The organism is Pseudomonas sp. GW821-FHT02A08, from assembly GCF_059422045.1.
Map to the genome: position 1 here is coordinate 22,097 of NZ_JBWKWD010000039.1, position 16,840 is coordinate 38,936.

Below are 16,840 nucleotides of genomic sequence, written 5' to 3' on the forward strand. Positions count from 1 at the left end.
CAGTTGATCCAGGCTGAACATAAATTTTGAATGCACCTCGTAACCTGTGGGAGCGGGCTTGCTCGCGAAGAGGCCAGAGCTTACACCTCAGAATCCACAGAGCTGCCGCAACAGCCCGGTATCCAGATGCTTCTCCACCAGATCCGCCAGCCGCTCGATATCACGCTCGCGCAAGCCGTGATAATCCACGTCTTGCACCTCCTGCAAACCCGCCCAGCGAAGCAGCGCACTGCACGCCGCCGGCGATTCGAACAGCCCGTGCAGGTAGGTGCCGAAAATCTGCCCGTCCGTACTTTGCGCACCATCACAGCGGCCGTCATCCAGTTGCACGGCGGCATGTTCCAGGGCCGGCCCGGTGGTCACGCCGGCATGAATTTCATAGCCCGCCACCGGCGCATCTTCCAGCGCCAGGCGACCACGCACATTGCGCAACTGCTTCTCTTGTTCGAGTTGAGTCTGGAAGGCCAACAGCCCCAAACCGACGCTGGAACCCGGCGCCCCCTCAAGACCCAGCGGGTCATGCACCTGCTCACCGAGCATCTGCAGACCGCCACAAATCCCCAGCAGTTTCCCGCCGTAGCGCAGATGCCGGGCGATGGCGGTGTCCCAGCCGTTGGCCCGCAGGTACGCAAGATCACTTCGAACACTTTTCGAGCCAGGAAGAATGATCAGATCGGCGGACGGAATCGCCTGGCCGGGGCCGATGAATTGCAGGTCCACTTGCGGATGCAGGCGAAGCGGATCGAAATCGGTGTGATTGCTGATGCGCGGCAGCACCGGCACCACCACCTTCAGCACCTGTTCGGCTTTATCGGCCTGGCGTTGATCGATGCCGTCCTCGGCCTCCAGGTGCAGGTCCATCACGTAGGGCAGCACGCCGATCACCGGTTTGCCCGTGCGCTCTTCGAGCCAGTCGAGGCCGGGTTGCAGCAACGCGATGTCGCCGCGGAAACGATTGATGATGAAGCCTTTGACCCGCGCCTGTTCGCTCGGCGACAGCAGCTCAAGAGTCCCGACCAGATGGGCAAAGACCCCGCCGCGATTGATATCGGCGATCAGCAGCACCGGGCAATCCACTGCTTCGGCGAAGCCCATGTTGGCGATGTCCCCGGCCCGCAGATTGATTTCCGCCGGCGAGCCCGCGCCCTCGACCATCACCAGCGGATATGCCGCGCTCAAGCGCTCGTGGGAGGCCAGCACCGCTTGCATGGCGATGGTTTTGTAGTCGTGATAGGCGACGGCATTCATGGTCGTGACGGCGCGGCCATGGATGATCACCTGGGCACCGGTGTCACTGTTGGGCTTGAGCAACACCGGGTTCATGTCGGTGTGCGGCTCAAGGTTCGCGGCCTGGGCCTGTACCGCCTGGGCACGGCCGATCTCGCCACCGTCGGCGGTCACCGCACTGTTGAGGGCCATGTTCTGCGGCTTGAACGGCACCACCCGGACGCCTTGGCGCGTAGCCCAACGGCACAGCGCGGTCACCAGCGTGCTTTTACCGGCATCCGATGTGGTGCCCTGCACCATCAGCGTGGTCATTGGTTTTCCTTGGCGAAATCTTCGAACGCCTGTGCCAGTCGTACCCAGGCGATTTCGTCACCGGGCAAGCCGAATCGCAAGCTGCCGTTGTGCGTGAACAACCGCAGGAGAATGCCGCGCCGGGCCATGAATACATGCAGCTCTTCGGCATGCTCGGTGACCAGCCACTGGAACAGCGCACAACCGCCCTGGGGTTCGAAGCCGTGTTGCTGCAGCAACGACGCAAGGCGCTCGCTGGCCTCTTCGGTGCGCAGCCGTTGCCGAATTTGCCCCTCGGTATCGCGCAGGCAGGCCTGGCCCACGACCCGGGTTGCCCCGCTCACGGCCCAGGGCCCCACTTGTTCAGCCAGCAACTTGAGCAGCTTGCGCTCGGCCAGCACAAACCCCAGGCGCACACCGGCCAGGCCGAAAAACTTGCCGAAGGAGCGCAAGACGATCAGCCCGACTTGATGGGCAAACGGCGCCAGGCTCAGTTGCGGCGTGTTATCCATGAACGCTTCGTCCACCACCAGCCAGCCACCGCGCTGGGCGAGCCGCGTGTGCCAGTCGAGCAGCCGGCTGGGGGTGAGGCTCAGGCCCGTGGGGTTGTTCGGATTGACCACCACCAGCACGTCGAAACTGTCGATAAAGAAGTCGACTTCCTGCTCCAGCACTTCACGCACGATGTAGCCGTTGCGACGCCACGCTTCGGCGTGCTCGGCGTAACAGGGCGACAGCACGCCGACCTTGCCCGCCCGACGCAATCGCGGCAGTAGCTGTATCGCCATTTGCGAGCCGGCCACCGGCAATGCCTGCAAGGTGCCGTAGTAATCGCAGGCGGCCAGTTCCAGGCCGTCGTCCGTCTCCGGCAATCGGGCCCAGGCCCGCAGCGGAATATCCGGCACCGGGAACGGCCAGGGCGCAAGGCCCGTGGACAGGTCCAGCCAGTCGGCTTCATCTATGCCGTACTCAAGTGCCGCCTTGCGCAGCCGCCCACCATGCTCAAGCATAAAATTCGGCCCCCAGGCAGAGAATCAGCAGCCATAACCATACCCCGCGCTGGACCAATTGCCAGCCCCGGTCAATGGAGTCGGCATCCGCCGGCACGCCTTCACCCAGCTGCGGACGCTGATGCAGTTCGCCGTGATAAATCGCCGCCCCGCCCAATTCAACGCCCAGGGCGCCCGCCCCTGCCGCCATCACCGGGCCGGCGTTCGGGCTGTCCCAGGTCGGGCCCTGGGTGCGCCAGCATTTCAACGCCAGCCGGGTTTTGCCCAGCAACGCGTAAGTCAGTGCCACCAGGCGCGCAGGAATGTAATTGAGCACATCGTCGACCTTCGCCGCCGCCCAACCGAACCGTTCGAAGCGTTCATTGCGATAACCCCACATCGCATCCAGCGTATTGCTCAGGCGGTAGAGCACCACGCCCGGCGCGCCGGCCACGGCAAACCAGAACAACGCCGCGAACACCGCGTCGCTACCGTTCTCCAGCACCGACTCGGTAGCGGCCCGGGCGACTTCGGTTTCATCCAGATCACTGGTTTTACGGCTGACCAGAAAACTCACCCGTTTGCGTGCTTCATCAAGATCGCCGCCGCGCAGGGCCTTGGCCACAGGCGTGACGTGCTCACCGAGGCTGCGCATGCCGAGGGCGCAATAGAGGGCGAGAATCTCGACGATCCAGCCGACATAAGGCGCCCAGGAGAATGCCGTGGCCAACAGCGTCAGCGGCAACACGGCGATCACCCACGCGGTGACGCCATGACTGCGCCAGCCGCGACCGCCGCCGTTGAAACGTTGCTCGATGCGCTCGGCAAAACGACCGAACGCCACCAGCGGATGCCAGCGTTTGGGTTCACCCAGCAGCGCATCCAGCGCAACCGCGGCGACACTCAACAACGCCACACTCATTGACTCACTCCCCAATAGTTTTCATACAGCAATTCATGCAGCGCACGCGCCTGTGCCCAGCCTTCGAGCACCAGCATCGGCGCCGGATAGAACGCCTTCACCGGTCCCAGGCACAGCACGGCCAGCGGCTTGGCACCGGGCGGCAACCTCAACAGGTCCGCCAGTGCCTGGGGTTCGAACAGCGACACCCAACCCATCCCCAGCCCTTCGGCTCGGGACGCCAACCACAGGTTCTGGATCGCGCAGGACAACGAAGCCATGTCCATTTCCGGCAAGGTGCGGCGACCAAAGATATGCTGCTCGCGGTCGTCCATCAGTGCGGCGACCAGCACCTCGGCGCAATCGTTGATACCTTCGACCTTGAGCTTCATGAACTCATCGCTGCGCTCACCCAGGGCTTCGGCGGTGCGGATGCGCTCTTCTTCCACCAGGGCCTGGATTTGCCCGCGCAAGGCGCGATCGCTGATTCGGATAAAGCGCCAAGGCTGCATCAGGCCGACACTGGGGGCCTGGTGTGCGGCCTCGAGCAGGCGCCGCAGCAATTCGGGCTCGACGGTGCCGCCGCTGAAGTGGCGCATGTCGCGGCGCTCGGCGATGGCGCGGTAGACCGCTGCGCGTTCGGCTTCGGAGAATGCGTTGTCGGTCATGGCCTCTTCGCGAGCAAGCCCGCTCCCACCAGGGATTGCATTTCTACAGGCATTACACCGCCCACTGTGGGAGCTGGCTTGCCAGCGATGGCGGTTTCAAGGCCGGGCGCAAACAGTGCGGCAACTGCTTGCGGATTGGACGGAAAATAAAAGTGCACATAAGAGGCAGTCATCCGCCCCTCACGGTAGACCGCCTCCGCTCCGCGCCCGCCGTTAGGGCTCAAGCCACGGGCAATCGGCGCCAGTTCAGTGGTGGTCAGCGAATGGTGATAGGTGTGCCCGCGCAGCGAGCCTTCCGGCAATTCCACCGCTTGCAACGCCAGCGCTGCCAGTCGCTTTTGCATGACCGCATCACCGGCCAGCAAGCCAACCAGTTCGGCGCGAGTGCCCTCGACGTCGGTCAGGGAGTCGAGCAGATACAGCATGCCGCCACACTCGGCGAGCAAGGGTTTGCCCGCCCGGTGGTGGGCGCGGATCGCGTCGAGCATCGCGGTGTTTTGCGCCAGCGCAACATGGTGCAGTTCCGGGTAACCGCCCGGCAGATACAGGCTGTCCGCTTCCGGCAACCCTCGGTCGCGGATCGGCGAGAAGAACGACAGTTCGGCGCCCATCGCCCGCAGCAGATCCAGGCTCGCGCCGTAGGTGAACGCAAAGGCTTCATCGCGGGCGACGGCAATGCGCACGCCGGCCAGCAGCGGTTCGGCCGCGATGACATCAGGGGCGGCGAACTCGACCGCCGGCGGCAGCGCGACCTCGCAACTGCTTGCCAGGGCATCGGCTGCCGCATCCAGGCGCAAGTCGAGATCGTTCAACTCACTGGCCTGCACCAGCCCCAGGTGCCGGCTCGGCAACTCGATCCCGGTTTCCCGGGACAGCGCGCCGTACCAGCGCAAGCCTTCAGTCAGGCTACCCTCGAGCAGTTGCGCGTGGCGCAGCGTACCGACACGATTGGCCAGCACGCCGGCGAACGGCAAGTCCGGCTGATAACGCGCCAACCCCAGGGCCAATGCGCCAAAGGTCTGGGCCATGGCCGTGCCATCGATCACCCCCAGCACCGGCACACCGAAATGCCGCGCCAGGTCGGCACTCGATGGCGTGCCGTCGAACAACCCCATGACGCCTTCGATCAGGATCAGGTCGGCTTCAGCGGCGGCTTCCCACAACAACCGGCGACTTTCCTGCTCGCCGACCATCCACATGTCCAGTTGATACACCGGCGCACCGCTGGCGCGTTCGAGGATCATCGGGTCGAGAAAGTCGGGGCCGCACTTGAACACACGGACCTTGCGCCCCTGATTGCGATGCAATCGGGCCAGTGCCGCGGTGACGGTGGTCTTGCCCTGGCCGGAAGCTGGCGCGGCAATCAGTACCGCCGGGCAATGACGAGGCTGGTTCACAGTTCGACGCCTTTCTGCGCTTTGATCCCGGCCTGGAAGGCGTGTTTGATCACGCCCATCTCGGTGACGGTGTCGGCCATCTCGATCATTTCCGGCTTGGCGGCACGACCGGTGACCACCACGTGTTGCATCGGTGGCCGGGCCTGCAAGTCGCTGAGCACTTGATCGAGATCGAGGTAGCCGTGCTTGAGGGCGATATTGAGCTCATCCAGCACCACCAGGCCGATGGAAGGATCGCGCAGCAGTTCCCGGGACACCGCCCAGGCGGCTTCGGCGGCGGCGATGTCGCGCTGGCGGTCCTGGGTTTCCCAGGTAAAGCCTTCGCCCATCACATGAAAACGCACCTGCTCGGGAAAGCGTCGGAAGAACAACTCTTCGCCCGTGCTGTTGCGGCCCTTGATGAACTGCACCACGCCACATTGCATGCCGTGCCCCATGGCGCGGGCAAGCATGCCGAAGGCCGAGCTGCTCTTGCCCTTGCCGTTGCCGGTCAGCACCAGCAGCAGGCCACACTCGTTCGGGGAATTGGCGATGCGCTCGTCGATCACGGCTTTTTTGCGCTGCATGCGCGCCAGGTGGCGTTCGTCACGATCAGGGGTATCAGTCATGGGGGAGCTCTCCGTTGAGGCTGGAATAACGGCGGGCAGGCACAACAATAGAAGGCAAAAAGCCTGGCATCGCCCACCGTGATGCCGCTGGATGAATCAGGCCGGTCTCCGGGCTCATGAGTGGCGCGGGGCCAGACCGTGCGCCTTCCCGCATCGAATCGACACAGTGGCATCACACACAGTTTTCACTCATTTACCGTTGCGGGGGCAGCGCCGGAATTGCGGGCCTTCGACCAACAGAAGGACTCACTCACCGGCTTCCCTGTTTCACTCTGTCGACCCAAGTCACAGAGCACCTGAAACAAGCCGCGAAGGTTAGAGGGTTGGGGGTGGAGCGTCAATTAAAGCCGGGAGGCCAACGACCGAATAACTGCCATCAATCAATAAACTGACGTCAATCTTGTGCCACGCTCTCAGCGGTGATATCAAAGAGCCACAACCCCACAACACAACAACAAGGGTGAGCCCATGCAAGGCATGATCATCAGCAATCCAAAGCTGGAATTCCTGCGCCCGGTGCTCGAACACTGGTTCGAATGCATCGACCGTTACAACGCCGTCCGCGGCGATGGCGACACACCGTACTGGCACGACGAAAAGGCCAATCTCGGACTGCTGTCCGCCGCCGCCTGGATGGCCGAGATGGTCACGCTGCAACAGACGCCCACCCGCAAGCAGACCGAAGAAGGCGAACGCAACAGCCGCGCCGACCTGCTCCTGGCTTCGTCCGAAACCCGCGCCTACATCCAGACCAGCCAGCGCTGGCCACGGGTCAACAGCCTCAACCTGACCCAGGCCCTGCTCGACATCGCCAGCGATGCAAAGCGCCTGAGCCACGCCAGCGACCTGAAACTCGGCTGCCTGTTCGTCGCCCCGCAAAAAGCCCAGCAGGGCGCCACACCGGAAGAACTCCAGGACATGGTCGACGACCTGCAAAAGGAACACACCTGCGCTGTCGCCTGGTATTTCCCTTATGCCTACCGCAAGTTGCGCAACGAAGCCGGCAACTATCACCCCGGCGTTGCGGTGCTGTTCAAGGAAGCCCGCGGCTAAGGGTTGAACCATCGCACGACAACCCTTCTCTATGATTAGAACAAGGCATTCATAGGGAAGACCAGCATGCGCACGCCCCCGCTCGTTCTCGTTATCGCGCTCAGCGGAGGGCTCGCCGCTTGTGGCGAGACCTCCCGCCTGCAAGTCTCCGACGGTACCGGCCCGTCACCCCGACTACCAGAACCCAACAAGACACTGGTTCCGACCGTGAACATTGCACCCGCCATTGGCTGGCCGGAGGGTGCAAAGCCCATCGCCGCCAATGGCACCCAAGTGGCCGCTTTTGCCGAACACCTGGATCACCCGCGCTGGCTTTATGTGCTGCCCAATGGCGATGTGCTGGTGGCGGAAACCGCCGCACCACCCAAACCCGAAGACGGTAATGGCATTCGCGGTTGGGTCATGAAGAAAGTCATGGGGCGTGCCGGCTCTGCCGTGCCCAGCCCGAACCGCATCACGTTGCTACGGGACAAGGATCACGACGGCATCGCGGAAACCCGAACCGTGTTTCTGCAAAACCTCAACTCGCCGTTTGGCATGACACTGGTCGGCAAAAATCTGTACGTTGCCAATACTGATCGCTTGTTGCGATTCCACTATGAAACCGGCGACACGGCGATCAAGTCGCAACCCGTCAAAGTGGTCGATTTGCCCGGCGGACCGCTGAACCACCACTGGACCAAAAACGTCATCGCCAGCAAGGACGGCAGCAAGCTCTACGTCACCGTGGGTTCCAACAGCAACGTCGCCGAACACGGCATGGACAAGGAAGAAGGTCGCGCAGCGATCTGGGAAGTGGATCGTGCCACCGGCCAGCACCGTATCTTCGCCTCCGGCCTGCGCAACCCCAACGGCATGGCCTGGGAACCGCACAGTGGCGCGCTGTGGACTGCGGTCAACGAGCGGGATGAAATCGGCAGTGACCTGGTGCCGGACTACATCACTTCGGTGAAAGACGGCGCTTTTTATGGCTGGCCGTACAGTTACTACGGTCAGCATGTGGATATTCGCGTCGAGCCGCAAAACCCCGACCTGGTGGCCAAGGCCATCGCCCCGGACTACGCCGTCGGCCCGCACACGGCATCACTGGGCCTGACCTTCGCCGAAAACAGCAAGCTGCCGGCGCCTTTCACTCAAGGGGCATTCATCGGTCAGCACGGCTCATGGAACCGCAAACCCCACAGTGGCTACAAAGTGATTTTCGTGCCGTTCAGCGCAGGCAAACCGGTGGGAAAACCGGTTGACGTGCTCACCGGCTTCCTCAACGACAAGGAACAGGCCATGGGCCGCCCGGTGGGCGTGGTGATCGACCGGCAGGGTGACCTGTTGGTGGCTGATGATGTGGGGAACAAGGTGTGGCGGGTGTCGGCAGGAAAATAGGTCACCTAACCTGTGGGAGCGGGCTTGCTCGCGAATGCGCAATGTCAGACGCCACATCCGTTGACCGATACACCGCCTTCGCGAGCAAGCCCGCTCCCACAGGGTTCTAGCGTTTGCGACAGAGAGTGAGCCCGTCACCCAACGGCAACAACGACAAATCCACCCGCACATCGTCCTTCAATGCCCGATTGAGCGCCTGGATCGCCCGGGTGTCCGCACTCTCGGGGCTGGCCTCGAGCACGCGCCCGCTCCACAGGGTGTTATCGAACACCGCCAGCCCACCAACCCGCAGCAAACGCAGGGCGTGCTCCAGATAAGCCGGGTAGTTGGCCTTGTCGGCATCAATGAACACCAGGTCGAACTGCTCGGCCTGTCCTTGCCGCTCAAGCCCGGCGAGGGTTTCCAGCGCCGGGGCCAGTCGCAGGTCGATCCGCCCGGCGAGCCCCGCTTCCTGCCAGTAGCCCCGTGCGATGGCGTTGTAGTCACCGGGGATGTCACAGCAAATCAGCGAACCGTCAGCGGGCAACGCCGCCGCCATGCACAGCGCGCTATAACCGGTAAAGGTGCCGACTTCGAGCAAGCGCCTGGCCCCCGTCAGCTTCACCAGCAGGGCAAGAAACTGCCCCTGCTCAGGCGCCACCTGCCAGCGAGCCATCGGCAGCGCCTGGGTCTCATCGCGCAAGCGCTTGAGCAAGGGTGTTTCACGCAGGGAAACATCGAGAAGGTATTGGTACAGGTTGTCGTCGAGATTAAGCGTGCGAGCAGTCATGACCGGCAGCTCCGAACGTTACGGGTTGCGCGCCAGATGTTCAGGCTGCAGAACACGCTTGGCGCTCAGGTAAGCTTTTTGCCAATACGCCTTGGACAGGCTGTCGAGCTTCACAGTGCCGCCGGTGGCCGGCGCGTGGACGAAACGCCCTTCTCCCACGTAGATGCCGGCGTGACTGACCTGGGAACCGCCATTGGTGGCGAAGAAAAGCAGGTCGCCGGTCTGCAGGCCTTCCTTGCCCACATTCGCCGCTTGCATGGAGATCATCTCGCGAGTGGTGCGCGGCAGGGCAATACCGGCGACATCGCGGTACACGTAGGCGATCAGGCCGCTGCAATCAAACCCGGAATCCGGCGTATTGCCACCCCAGCGATAAGGCGTGCCCACCAGCCCGAGCGCGCGAAACAGCACGTCTTCCGCTTCGGGCGAAAACGCTTGTGAGGAACCAAATACGATGGGAGCGCGAACCACCGGCGCAGGAGGCGGTGTGCGGCTGGCGCAGGCACTGAGCAGTGCTGCGAAGAACATGATTGCGAGGCGGGCCGACGTCGTCATAAGCAGAACATCCTGATCTGGCTGCGGCTTTTTCCGCGGGGAGCGCAGAAAAGAAAACCGCCTGCGCAGGACGCAGGCGGTTTGCCATCATTTGTAGATCAAGATTCTAGCGGCTACACGACAAACTTCAAGTAAGACTTTAAGTTCGCCTTACAAAATGTCCGCTTATTTACGTGCAGTGACGATTGGCGACGCGTTAGGTGCCATTGCCAGGGCGCGCTTGGCTTCGATGAAGGTCTTGCTCCAGTAGCTGTCACCCAGGCTATCGATGCGCACACCACCGCTGCGGCGGCTGCTGGAGTGGATGAACTGATTGTCACCCAGGTAGATCCCGGCGTGACTGACGCGACCACGACGACCGTTGGTGGCAAAGAACAGCAGGTCGCCCGGCTCAAGCTTGCTGCGCGAGACCAGCGGAGCGTCCACGTTGATCATTTCGCGGGTGGAACGTGGCAGGTTCATGCCCGCTTCTTCGCGGAACAGGTAACCGATGAAACCACTGCAATCGAAGCCGGCTTCAGAAGTACCGCCGAAACGGTAACGGGTACCGATCAGGGACATGCCACGTTCGAGGATGCTGTCGGCCAGGACCGGAAGCTGGTAGGACTTGCCGCCAGCGAAGTCTGCGAGTTCTTTTTCGGTAGCCAGTTCTTCTTGAAAGAGAGCCGAAGACTGGGCAGTAACGGAGTTTTGAACCTGCTGTTGCGGAGCTTGCCGGGCCACTGGAGTGTGGGCGGCGCAACCGAACAACAGGGTAACGAGTGCGAGAGGCACGAGGGGTGCGAAGCGATTTAGCATGGGCACGACCGTGGCTGAAAGTTGTAAAGAAGCCGAGACTATGCCCGCTATCAACCTCATTTGCAAATTCAATCGATCTTTTTGTGACTTATCCGTTTCTCGTTTACATCTAAGCGCTTAAGCCCATTTTAAACATGCACGCGGCCTGCAACCTTGCAGGAAAGCGGGATTTCTGGCGCCTGAAAGATGCCGAACCGGCTAAAAGCCCCGGTTGTAGCGGGTTTACCAGCCGAGGGTTTCTTTCAAAAACGGGATTGTCAGCTTGCGCTGAGCCTGGAGGGAAGCCTGATCGAGACGCTCGAGCAGTTCGAAAAGCGCACTCATGCTGCGGGTACCGCGAGTCAGAATGAAATGCCCGACTTCATCGGTCAGATGCAGGCCACGACGGGATGCGCGCAATTGCAGGGCGCGCAGCTTGTCCTCATCGGACAGCGGGCGCATCTGGAAGATCAAGGCCAGGGTCAGGCGGGACTTGAGATCCGCCAGCTTCACCGGCAACTCACGCGGGGATGTCGATGCGGCAATCAACAAGCGTCGACCGCTGTCGCGCAAGCGATTGAACAGATGGAACAGCGCCTCTTCCCAGTCCGCTCGCCCGGCGACCACTTGCAAATCATCCAGGCAGACCAGTTCGTACTGTTCCAGGTTGTCGAGGATTTCGATACCGCGATCGAGCAGCTCGGCCAACGGCAGATACACCGCCGGCTCGCCCAATTGCTCGAAGCGCAGGCAGGCGGCCTGCAACAGGTGCGTACGCCCTACCCCGTCCTTGCCCCAAAGGTAGATCAGGCTTTCGGTCCAGCCGGCGTCGGCTTCGCACAGCCGCTCGACATAGCCGAGTGCAGCGGCATTGGCGCCTGGGTAGTAGTTGATAAAGGTGGCGTCGTCACGCAGACGCACACCTAGGGGCAGCTGAATCGGTTTCATGCTGACTGAACAGTTCCAAAGGAACCGTTAGTGGCCTCTGTGTAAAGTTTGCGAAGTTTATACCCGTGAAGCGGACCGCACAATGCGACAGACCACAAGCAAAATCAAAGGTTTGCGTTAATGCACCGGTTTTATGACAGATTCTTTGGCGGTGCATGTGACAGTCGGGCAACACCAGCAGGCTGATCCGGTACGAACCCGGGCAGCCTGCCATCGCCTATCGACAGCCCCTACACCTGCGGCTCGTCGGCGCCCCCGTAGATTTCAGAATCCTTATACAAATCATGCACGTGGCGCACCAGCACCATGATCACCGCGGCGACCGGCAATGCCAGCAGCACACCGGTAAAACCAAACAGCTCACCACCGGCCAGGATCGAGAAAATCACGGCCACCGGGTGCAGGCCAATCCGGTCACCGACCAGCAAGGGGGTCAACACCATGCCCTCCAGCGCCTGACCGACCATGAATACCGCGACAATGCCGAGCATCGGGTAAAGATCACCGCCGAACTGGAACAGCCCCGCAAGCAGCGCCGCGCCAATGCCGATGATAAACCCCATGTACGGCACGATCGCCGCCAGACCGGCAATCACGCCAATCAACAGGCCCAGCTCCAACCCGACCAGCATCAGGCCTGCTGCGTAGATCACACCCAAGGCCACCATCACCAGCAACTGTCCGCGCATGAACGCGCCGAGCACTTCATGGCATTCACCCGCCAAGGATACCGCGCGCGCTTCACGATCACGGGGCAGCAGGCTGCGGAGCTTGGCCATCATCAGGTCCCAGTCCCGTAACAGATAGAAGCTCACCACCGGAATCAACACCAGGTTCGCCAGCCAGCCGATCAGCGCCAGCCCCGAGGCCGTGGCATGGCTCAACACCACGCCGACGACATCAGTGGTCTGACTCATATGCTCGCTGATGGCGGCCTTGAGCTTGTCGAACTTCCAGAAACCTTCCGACAGACCGAATTTCGATTGAGCCCAAGGCAGCGCCGTGTGCTGCAGCCAGTCGAGCATCTGCGGGGCCAGCTCATACAAACGAAACAACTGCCTGGCGAGCAACGGCACCAACACCAACAACAGCGCGGTGAAGATCAATGTAAACAGGGCAAACACCGCCACGACACCCCAGGTTCGGGACAAGCCTGCCTTCTCCAGCCGATCCACCAGCGGGTCGAACAGGTAGGCCAACAGCAGCGCCACCAGGAACGGCGTCAGGATCGGATGCAACAACCAGACAAACACACACAGCAGGACCACCCCACCGAACCAGAACCAACGCCGCGTATCGGCCATGAACCACTCCACTGCTTCTATATAAAGAAAGAAAAACTACCAGCGATAACGCAGTTGCGGGATCGGAGCCGGCGCGGCGGCGGGTATCGGGCTGCCGGTGGCCGGCTGAACGGGCGCTACCGGGGCCGGGGCCTGACCCGCCGGCGCTTCCTGCAACCTCGCCAGCGACAGTTGCGCACGCAGTTGTTCGGCGCTGCCATTGACCCGATAGAGAATCCGGTCGCCCTCGACACTTTGCACTCGCCCGCCAAACGGCTCCAGCAAACGCCCGAGCGAGGCGTAGTGCTCAAGATTCATGCCTTGCACTTCCAGCAATTGCTCACTCGAAGCACCGGGTTTTGCGACAAACCGCGGCGCCAGGCGCTCGTTGACCGCCAGCATCACCGCATCGGCCACGGCGGCCTGATCGGCGCCTTGCACGCTGCCCGCCTCTTTTTTGTCCCCCAGCCACAATTGCCACTTGGCTTGCCACTGCCCGCCCTCCTCCTTGGCGTGTACCGCGAGCAGGGCGTCGGCGTTGTAGCGTTCCGATGCCGCTTGCAAAGGCGCGGGATCTGCGCCTTCCAGATTCGGCGCGGTCGCGACGATCTGCTCATTCAAGTCCGCCAACGGCAAGCGCAATGGCAAGCCACGGTGCTGGGCAGCCCGACGCAGCGGCGCCGCGCTGGCCTGGCCGTCGCCCACCAGGCTTGAACCCTCGGTGGAATCATTCAACCACCAGCCGAGGATCGACGGTCGATTGCCCCCCCACATGGCCAGGCCGGCGCGGCGCAAGGCCTGTTCGGTGGTACCCGGATCGAAGTCGACTTTCAAGACTTCCGGCGGCCCGGCCTCAAAGCCGTATTGGCTGATGATCTGTTGCGGGTCTTTGCGAATCGCCGCCAGCCCCGGACTTTGAGCGGCCTTGGGGTCGCCGGTCAGACGCAACACCAGTGTGTCCAACGCACGCTGAGTCGCCTGGTCGCGCTCCTCCGGCGACTGGCCATTGACCGGCTCGCGCACCTGGTAAAGGCCTTTGACGGTTTCGGCTTGACTGACCAGGCTGACCACTGACAAACAACTCACAAGCAAGAATTTACAAAAACGCATGGAAGATTCCTGACGACAAGAGCGGCTGGAACAGACCGCATGAAGACGATCGAGCAAGACTGTGACCGTTGCCCGACGCAAAACATTCACACGTTCCGGGTAAGTTTTCGCACTGTCATAACGATAGACGCTTAATCGCGACACTTTATACAGCCATGCAGGATGCCACCGACACCGCGCATCAACGGTTTTTTTAACGGATATGGCCCTGCTGTCGGCCTGAGGATGGCCGCTGCGGCTCAAGCCTGATAAAATCGCGCGCCTTCGCAGACCGGCAACAGCCGGGAACCCTGAAATTCGCGCATGGCCCTCGCCTTCGCCTGTTTCGGCGGTCCCGATGGACTCGGTCGTTACCCAGAAATCCCCCCCTAAAGGCCTGGATCATGAGCAAGCAACCCTCCCTGAGCTACAAGGACGCCGGTGTAGACATCGACGCCGGTGAAGCATTGGTCGAACGCATCAAGAGCGTCGCCAAGCGCACTGCGCGCCCGGAAGTCATGGGCGGCCTGGGCGGTTTCGGCGCCCTCTGCGAAATCCCGGCCGGCTACAAGCAGCCTGTGCTGGTTTCCGGTACCGACGGCGTCGGCACCAAGCTGCGCCTGGCCCTGAACCTGAACAAGCACGACAGCATCGGCATCGACCTGGTTGCCATGTGCGTCAACGACCTGGTGGTGTGCGGCGCCGAGCCGCTGTTCTTCCTCGACTACTACGCCACCGGCAAACTGAACGTCGACACCGCCGCCCAGGTTGTGACCGGCATCGGCGCTGGCTGCGAACTGTCGGGCTGCTCGCTGGTTGGCGGTGAAACCGCTGAAATGCCGGGCATGTACGAAGGCGAAGACTACGACCTGGCCGGTTTCTGCGTCGGCGTCGTGGAAAAATCCGAAATCATCGACGGCTCCAAGGTCGCTGCCGGCGATGCCCTGCTCGCCCTGCCGTCTTCCGGTCCGCACTCCAACGGTTACTCGCTGATCCGCAAGATCATCGAAGTGTCCGGCGCCGACATCGAGAACACCCAGCTCGACGGCAAGCCGCTGACCGACCTGTTGATGGCCCCGACCCGCATCTACGTGAAGCCGCTGCTCAAGCTGATCAAGGAAACCGGCGCGGTCAAAGCCATGGCCCACATCACCGGTGGCGGTCTGCTGGACAACATCCCGCGCGTCCTGCCAAAAGGCGCGCAAGCCGTGGTTGACGTGGCAAGCTGGAATCGCCCTGCCGTGTTCGACTGGCTGCAAGAGAAAGGCAACGTTGACGAGAACGAAATGCACCGCGTGCTGAACTGCGGTGTGGGCATGGTCATCTGCGTCGCTCAAGAGCACGTTGAAGCGGCCCTCAACGTTCTGCGCGAAGCGGGCGAGCAGCCTTGGGTCATCGGCCAGATCTCCACCGCTGCCGAAGGCGCGGCTCAGGTTGAACTGAAGAACCTCAAGGCACACTGATGCAAGAGCGGATGTCCCAGACCTGTGATGTGGTGGTGCTGTTGTCCGGCACCGGCAGTAACTTGCAGGCCCTGATCGACAGCACGCGGACCGGCAACAGCCCGGTCCGCATCGCTGCAGTGATCTCCAACCGCGCCGACGCCTACGGCCTGCAGCGCGCCAGGGACGCGGGTATCGACACCCGCGCCCTGGATCACAAGGCTTTCGAAGGTCGCGAGGCCTTCGACGCCGCGCTGATCGAACTGATCGACGCCTTCAATCCCAAACTCGTGGTACTGGCCGGATTCATGCGCATTCTCAGCGCCGGTTTCGTACGCCACTACCAGGGTCGCCTGCTCAATATCCACCCCTCGCTGCTACCCAAATACAAAGGGTTACACACTCATGAGCGCGCGCTGGAGGCCGGCGACACCGAGCACGGCTGCTCCGTACACTTCGTCACCGAGGAACTCGATGGCGGACCACTGGTCGTACAGGCTGTAATACCGGTAGAGTTACAGGATTCGCCACAGAGTCTGGCGCAGCGGGTCCATGTTCAGGAACACCTGATCTACCCGATGGCCGTACGCTGGTTTGCCGAAGGTCGTCTGGCCCTCGGCGAGCAAGGTGCTTTACTGGATGGACAGTTACTCGCGGCCAGCGGCCACTTGATTCGAAACTAGGAGATTTTATGCGTCGCGCCCTGCTCTTCGCTTGCGCTCTGCTCGCCTTGCCCTTCGCCCAGGCGGCAGACCTTCAACCTTTCTCCGCCAGCTACACCGCCGACTGGAAGCAGTTGCCCATGAGCGGCACTGCCGAGCGCAACCTCGAAAAAACCAGTGATGGCAAATGGAAACTGAGTTTCAAGGCATCGATGATGATCGCCAGCCTGTCCGAGGAAAGCACCCTGACCATGGACAAGGACACGCTTCTCCCAGAGTCCTACCACTTTGAACGTGGCGGCTTGGGCAAGGCCAAGAAAGCGGATCTGGATTTCGACTGGAATACCAAGATGGTCACCGGTACCGATCGCGGCGACGCGGTCAAGGTTCCGTTGAACCGTGGCATGCTCGACAAATCCAGCTACCAATTGGCCCTGCAGCACGACGTCGCCGCCGGCAAAAAAAGCATGAGTTATCAGGTGGTCGACGGCGGTGAAGTCGATACCTATGACTTCCGCGTGCTGGGCGCTGAAAAGGTCGACACCAAGGCCGGCAAGATCGATGCGATCAAGGTTGAACGTGTACGCGACCCGACACAAAACAAACGCATCACCGTGATGTGGTTCGCCAAGGATTGGGATTACCTGCTGGTCCGCCTGCAACAAGTCGAAACCGACGGCAAGGAATACAACATCATGCTCCTGGACGGCACGGTCAACGGCAAGCCAGTCAAAGGCAGCTGATCCGGATCGATACCATGAAGCCCCGCCATTGCGGGGCTTTTTTGTGAGTTCGAAAATT

General features: G+C 61.9%; 17 protein-coding genes and 1 riboswitch. Of the genes, 5 read left to right on the plus strand and 12 right to left on the minus strand.

All coding sequences use genetic code 11. From position 1 onward, the window contains the following. Window positions 1-87: 87 nt before the first annotated feature. The 6 genes from AC07W4_RS22795 to cobO are packed head-to-tail and all read right to left on the minus strand — an operon-like array spanning window position 88 to window position 6,081. Entirely contained in the window at window positions 88-1,539 is a 1,452-nt protein-coding gene (locus AC07W4_RS22795; protein WP_495034071.1) for a cobyric acid synthase, read from the minus strand. After that, complete coding sequence (gene cobD, locus AC07W4_RS22800; protein ID WP_495034072.1) at window positions 1,536-2,528, minus strand: threonine-phosphate decarboxylase CobD; 993 nt, start codon at window positions 2,526-2,528, stop codon at window positions 1,536-1,538. Before cobD ends, AC07W4_RS22795 begins: the two co-directional genes overlap by 4 nt. Beyond that, a complete protein-coding gene (gene cbiB, locus AC07W4_RS22805) occupies window positions 2,521-3,429 on the minus strand; it encodes an adenosylcobinamide-phosphate synthase CbiB (protein ID WP_495034073.1) in 909 nt (302 codons plus the stop codon). Before cbiB ends, cobD begins: the two co-directional genes overlap by 8 nt. Next, window positions 3,426-4,076: a 5,6-dimethylbenzimidazole synthase gene (gene bluB, locus AC07W4_RS22810; protein WP_495034074.1), complete on the minus strand. Its 651-nt coding sequence runs from the start codon at window positions 4,074-4,076 to the stop codon at window positions 3,426-3,428. The genes cbiB and bluB overlap by 4 nt, the downstream gene beginning before the upstream one ends. Continuing rightward, window positions 4,073-5,473 carry a cobyrinic acid a,c-diamide synthase CobB gene (locus AC07W4_RS22815; protein ID WP_495034075.1) on the minus strand — a complete coding sequence of 467 codons (1,401 nt, stop codon included), beginning with the start codon at window positions 5,471-5,473 and terminating at the stop codon, window positions 4,073-4,075. The genes bluB and AC07W4_RS22815 overlap by 4 nt, the downstream gene beginning before the upstream one ends. After that, window positions 5,470-6,081, minus strand: coding sequence for a cob(I)yrinic acid a,c-diamide adenosyltransferase (gene cobO / locus AC07W4_RS22820; RefSeq protein ID WP_008049722.1), 612 nt, complete (start codon window positions 6,079-6,081; stop codon window positions 5,470-5,472). The genes AC07W4_RS22815 and cobO overlap by 4 nt, the downstream gene beginning before the upstream one ends. A gap of 82 nt (window positions 6,082-6,163) precedes the next feature. Beyond that, window positions 6,164-6,396: riboswitch (cobalamin riboswitch) on the minus strand. A gap of 153 nt (window positions 6,397-6,549) precedes the next feature. On the opposite strand from cobO, the gene AC07W4_RS22825 reads away from it, so the two are divergent. Together AC07W4_RS22825 and AC07W4_RS22830 are read left to right on the plus strand one after the other, a co-directional pair. Next, on the plus strand, window positions 6,550-7,134 hold the full coding sequence (locus tag AC07W4_RS22825) for a hypothetical protein (RefSeq protein ID WP_008049720.1): 585 nt from the start codon (window positions 6,550-6,552) through the stop codon (window positions 7,132-7,134). Window positions 7,135-7,200: 66 nt separating this feature from the next. Beyond that, window positions 7,201-8,514 carry a PQQ-dependent sugar dehydrogenase gene (locus tag AC07W4_RS22830; protein WP_495034076.1) on the plus strand — a complete coding sequence of 438 codons (1,314 nt, stop codon included), beginning with the start codon at window positions 7,201-7,203 and terminating at the stop codon, window positions 8,512-8,514. A 106-nt stretch (window positions 8,515-8,620) separates the two neighbouring features. Here the strand turns inward: AC07W4_RS22830 and AC07W4_RS22835 are convergent, their stop codons facing one another. The 6 genes from AC07W4_RS22835 to AC07W4_RS22860 all read right to left on the minus strand — a co-directional run bounded on the left by AC07W4_RS22835 (window position 8,621) and on the right by AC07W4_RS22860 (window position 13,956). Continuing rightward, entirely contained in the window at window positions 8,621-9,283 is a 663-nt protein-coding gene (locus AC07W4_RS22835) for an O-methyltransferase (RefSeq protein ID WP_495034077.1), read from the minus strand. Window positions 9,284-9,301: 18 nt separating this feature from the next. Further along, entirely contained in the window at window positions 9,302-9,838 is a 537-nt protein-coding gene (locus AC07W4_RS22840) for a C40 family peptidase (RefSeq protein ID WP_008049713.1), read from the minus strand. A gap of 165 nt (window positions 9,839-10,003) precedes the next feature. Next, a complete protein-coding gene (locus tag AC07W4_RS22845; protein ID WP_495034078.1) occupies window positions 10,004-10,636 on the minus strand; it encodes a C40 family peptidase in 633 nt (210 codons plus the stop codon). A gap of 222 nt (window positions 10,637-10,858) precedes the next feature. Next, on the minus strand, window positions 10,859-11,563 hold the full coding sequence (gene hda / locus AC07W4_RS22850) for a DnaA regulatory inactivator Hda (protein WP_007984552.1): 705 nt from the start codon (window positions 11,561-11,563) through the stop codon (window positions 10,859-10,861). Window positions 11,564-11,793: 230 nt separating this feature from the next. After that, on the minus strand, window positions 11,794-12,867 hold the full coding sequence (locus tag AC07W4_RS22855; protein WP_495034079.1) for an AI-2E family transporter: 1,074 nt from the start codon (window positions 12,865-12,867) through the stop codon (window positions 11,794-11,796). Window positions 12,868-12,903: 36 nt separating this feature from the next. Next, a complete protein-coding gene (locus AC07W4_RS22860; protein ID WP_495034080.1) occupies window positions 12,904-13,956 on the minus strand; it encodes a DUF2066 domain-containing protein in 1,053 nt (350 codons plus the stop codon). A gap of 383 nt (window positions 13,957-14,339) precedes the next feature. Here AC07W4_RS22860 and purM point away from each other — a divergent pair, with 383 nt between their 5' ends. The 3 genes from purM to AC07W4_RS22875 are packed head-to-tail and all read left to right on the plus strand — an operon-like array spanning window position 14,340 to window position 16,782. After that, the gene (purM, locus tag AC07W4_RS22865; protein WP_008049708.1) at window positions 14,340-15,398 is read left to right on the plus strand and encodes a phosphoribosylformylglycinamidine cyclo-ligase; all 1,059 of its coding nucleotides are present in this window, start codon (window positions 14,340-14,342) and stop codon (window positions 15,396-15,398) included. A gap of 11 nt (window positions 15,399-15,409) precedes the next feature. Beyond that, on the plus strand, window positions 15,410-16,060 hold the full coding sequence (purN, locus tag AC07W4_RS22870; RefSeq protein ID WP_032829640.1) for a phosphoribosylglycinamide formyltransferase: 651 nt from the start codon (window positions 15,410-15,412) through the stop codon (window positions 16,058-16,060). Window positions 16,061-16,068: 8 nt separating this feature from the next. After that, a complete protein-coding gene (locus AC07W4_RS22875) occupies window positions 16,069-16,782 on the plus strand; it encodes a DUF3108 domain-containing protein (protein ID WP_095945917.1) in 714 nt (237 codons plus the stop codon). Window positions 16,783-16,840 lie beyond the last annotated feature (58 nt).

Excerpts from the sequence above, each read along its gene's own strand:
- AC07W4_RS22795 (WP_495034071.1), bottom strand. The coding sequence starts at position 1,539 with ATGACCACGCTGATGGTGCAGGGCACCACATCGGATGCCGGTAAAAGC.
- cobD (WP_495034072.1), bottom strand. The coding sequence starts at position 2,528 with ATGCTTGAGCATGGTGGGCGGCTGCGCAAGGCGGCACTTGAGTACGGC.
- cbiB (WP_495034073.1), bottom strand. The coding sequence starts at position 3,429 with ATGAGTGTGGCGTTGTTGAGTGTCGCCGCGGTTGCGCTGGATGCGCTG.
- bluB (WP_495034074.1), bottom strand. The coding sequence starts at position 4,076 with ATGACCGACAACGCATTCTCCGAAGCCGAACGCGCAGCGGTCTACCGC.
- cobO (WP_008049722.1), bottom strand. The coding sequence starts at position 6,081 with ATGACTGATACCCCTGATCGTGACGAACGCCACCTGGCGCGCATGCAG.
- AC07W4_RS22825 (WP_008049720.1), top strand. The coding sequence starts at position 6,550 with ATGCAAGGCATGATCATCAGCAATCCAAAGCTGGAATTCCTGCGCCCG.
- AC07W4_RS22830 (WP_495034076.1), top strand. The coding sequence starts at position 7,201 with ATGCGCACGCCCCCGCTCGTTCTCGTTATCGCGCTCAGCGGAGGGCTC.
- AC07W4_RS22835 (WP_495034077.1), bottom strand. The coding sequence starts at position 9,283 with ATGACTGCTCGCACGCTTAATCTCGACGACAACCTGTACCAATACCTT.
- AC07W4_RS22840 (WP_008049713.1), bottom strand. The coding sequence starts at position 9,838 with ATGACGACGTCGGCCCGCCTCGCAATCATGTTCTTCGCAGCACTGCTC.
- AC07W4_RS22845 (WP_495034078.1), bottom strand. The coding sequence starts at position 10,636 with ATGCTAAATCGCTTCGCACCCCTCGTGCCTCTCGCACTCGTTACCCTG.
- hda (WP_007984552.1), bottom strand. The coding sequence starts at position 11,563 with ATGAAACCGATTCAGCTGCCCCTAGGTGTGCGTCTGCGTGACGACGCC.
- AC07W4_RS22855 (WP_495034079.1), bottom strand. The coding sequence starts at position 12,867 with ATGGCCGATACGCGGCGTTGGTTCTGGTTCGGTGGGGTGGTCCTGCTG.
- AC07W4_RS22860 (WP_495034080.1), bottom strand. The coding sequence starts at position 13,956 with ATGCGTTTTTGTAAATTCTTGCTTGTGAGTTGTTTGTCAGTGGTCAGC.
- purM (WP_008049708.1), top strand. The coding sequence starts at position 14,340 with ATGAGCAAGCAACCCTCCCTGAGCTACAAGGACGCCGGTGTAGACATC.
- purN (WP_032829640.1), top strand. The coding sequence starts at position 15,410 with ATGTCCCAGACCTGTGATGTGGTGGTGCTGTTGTCCGGCACCGGCAGT.
- AC07W4_RS22875 (WP_095945917.1), top strand. The coding sequence starts at position 16,069 with ATGCGTCGCGCCCTGCTCTTCGCTTGCGCTCTGCTCGCCTTGCCCTTC.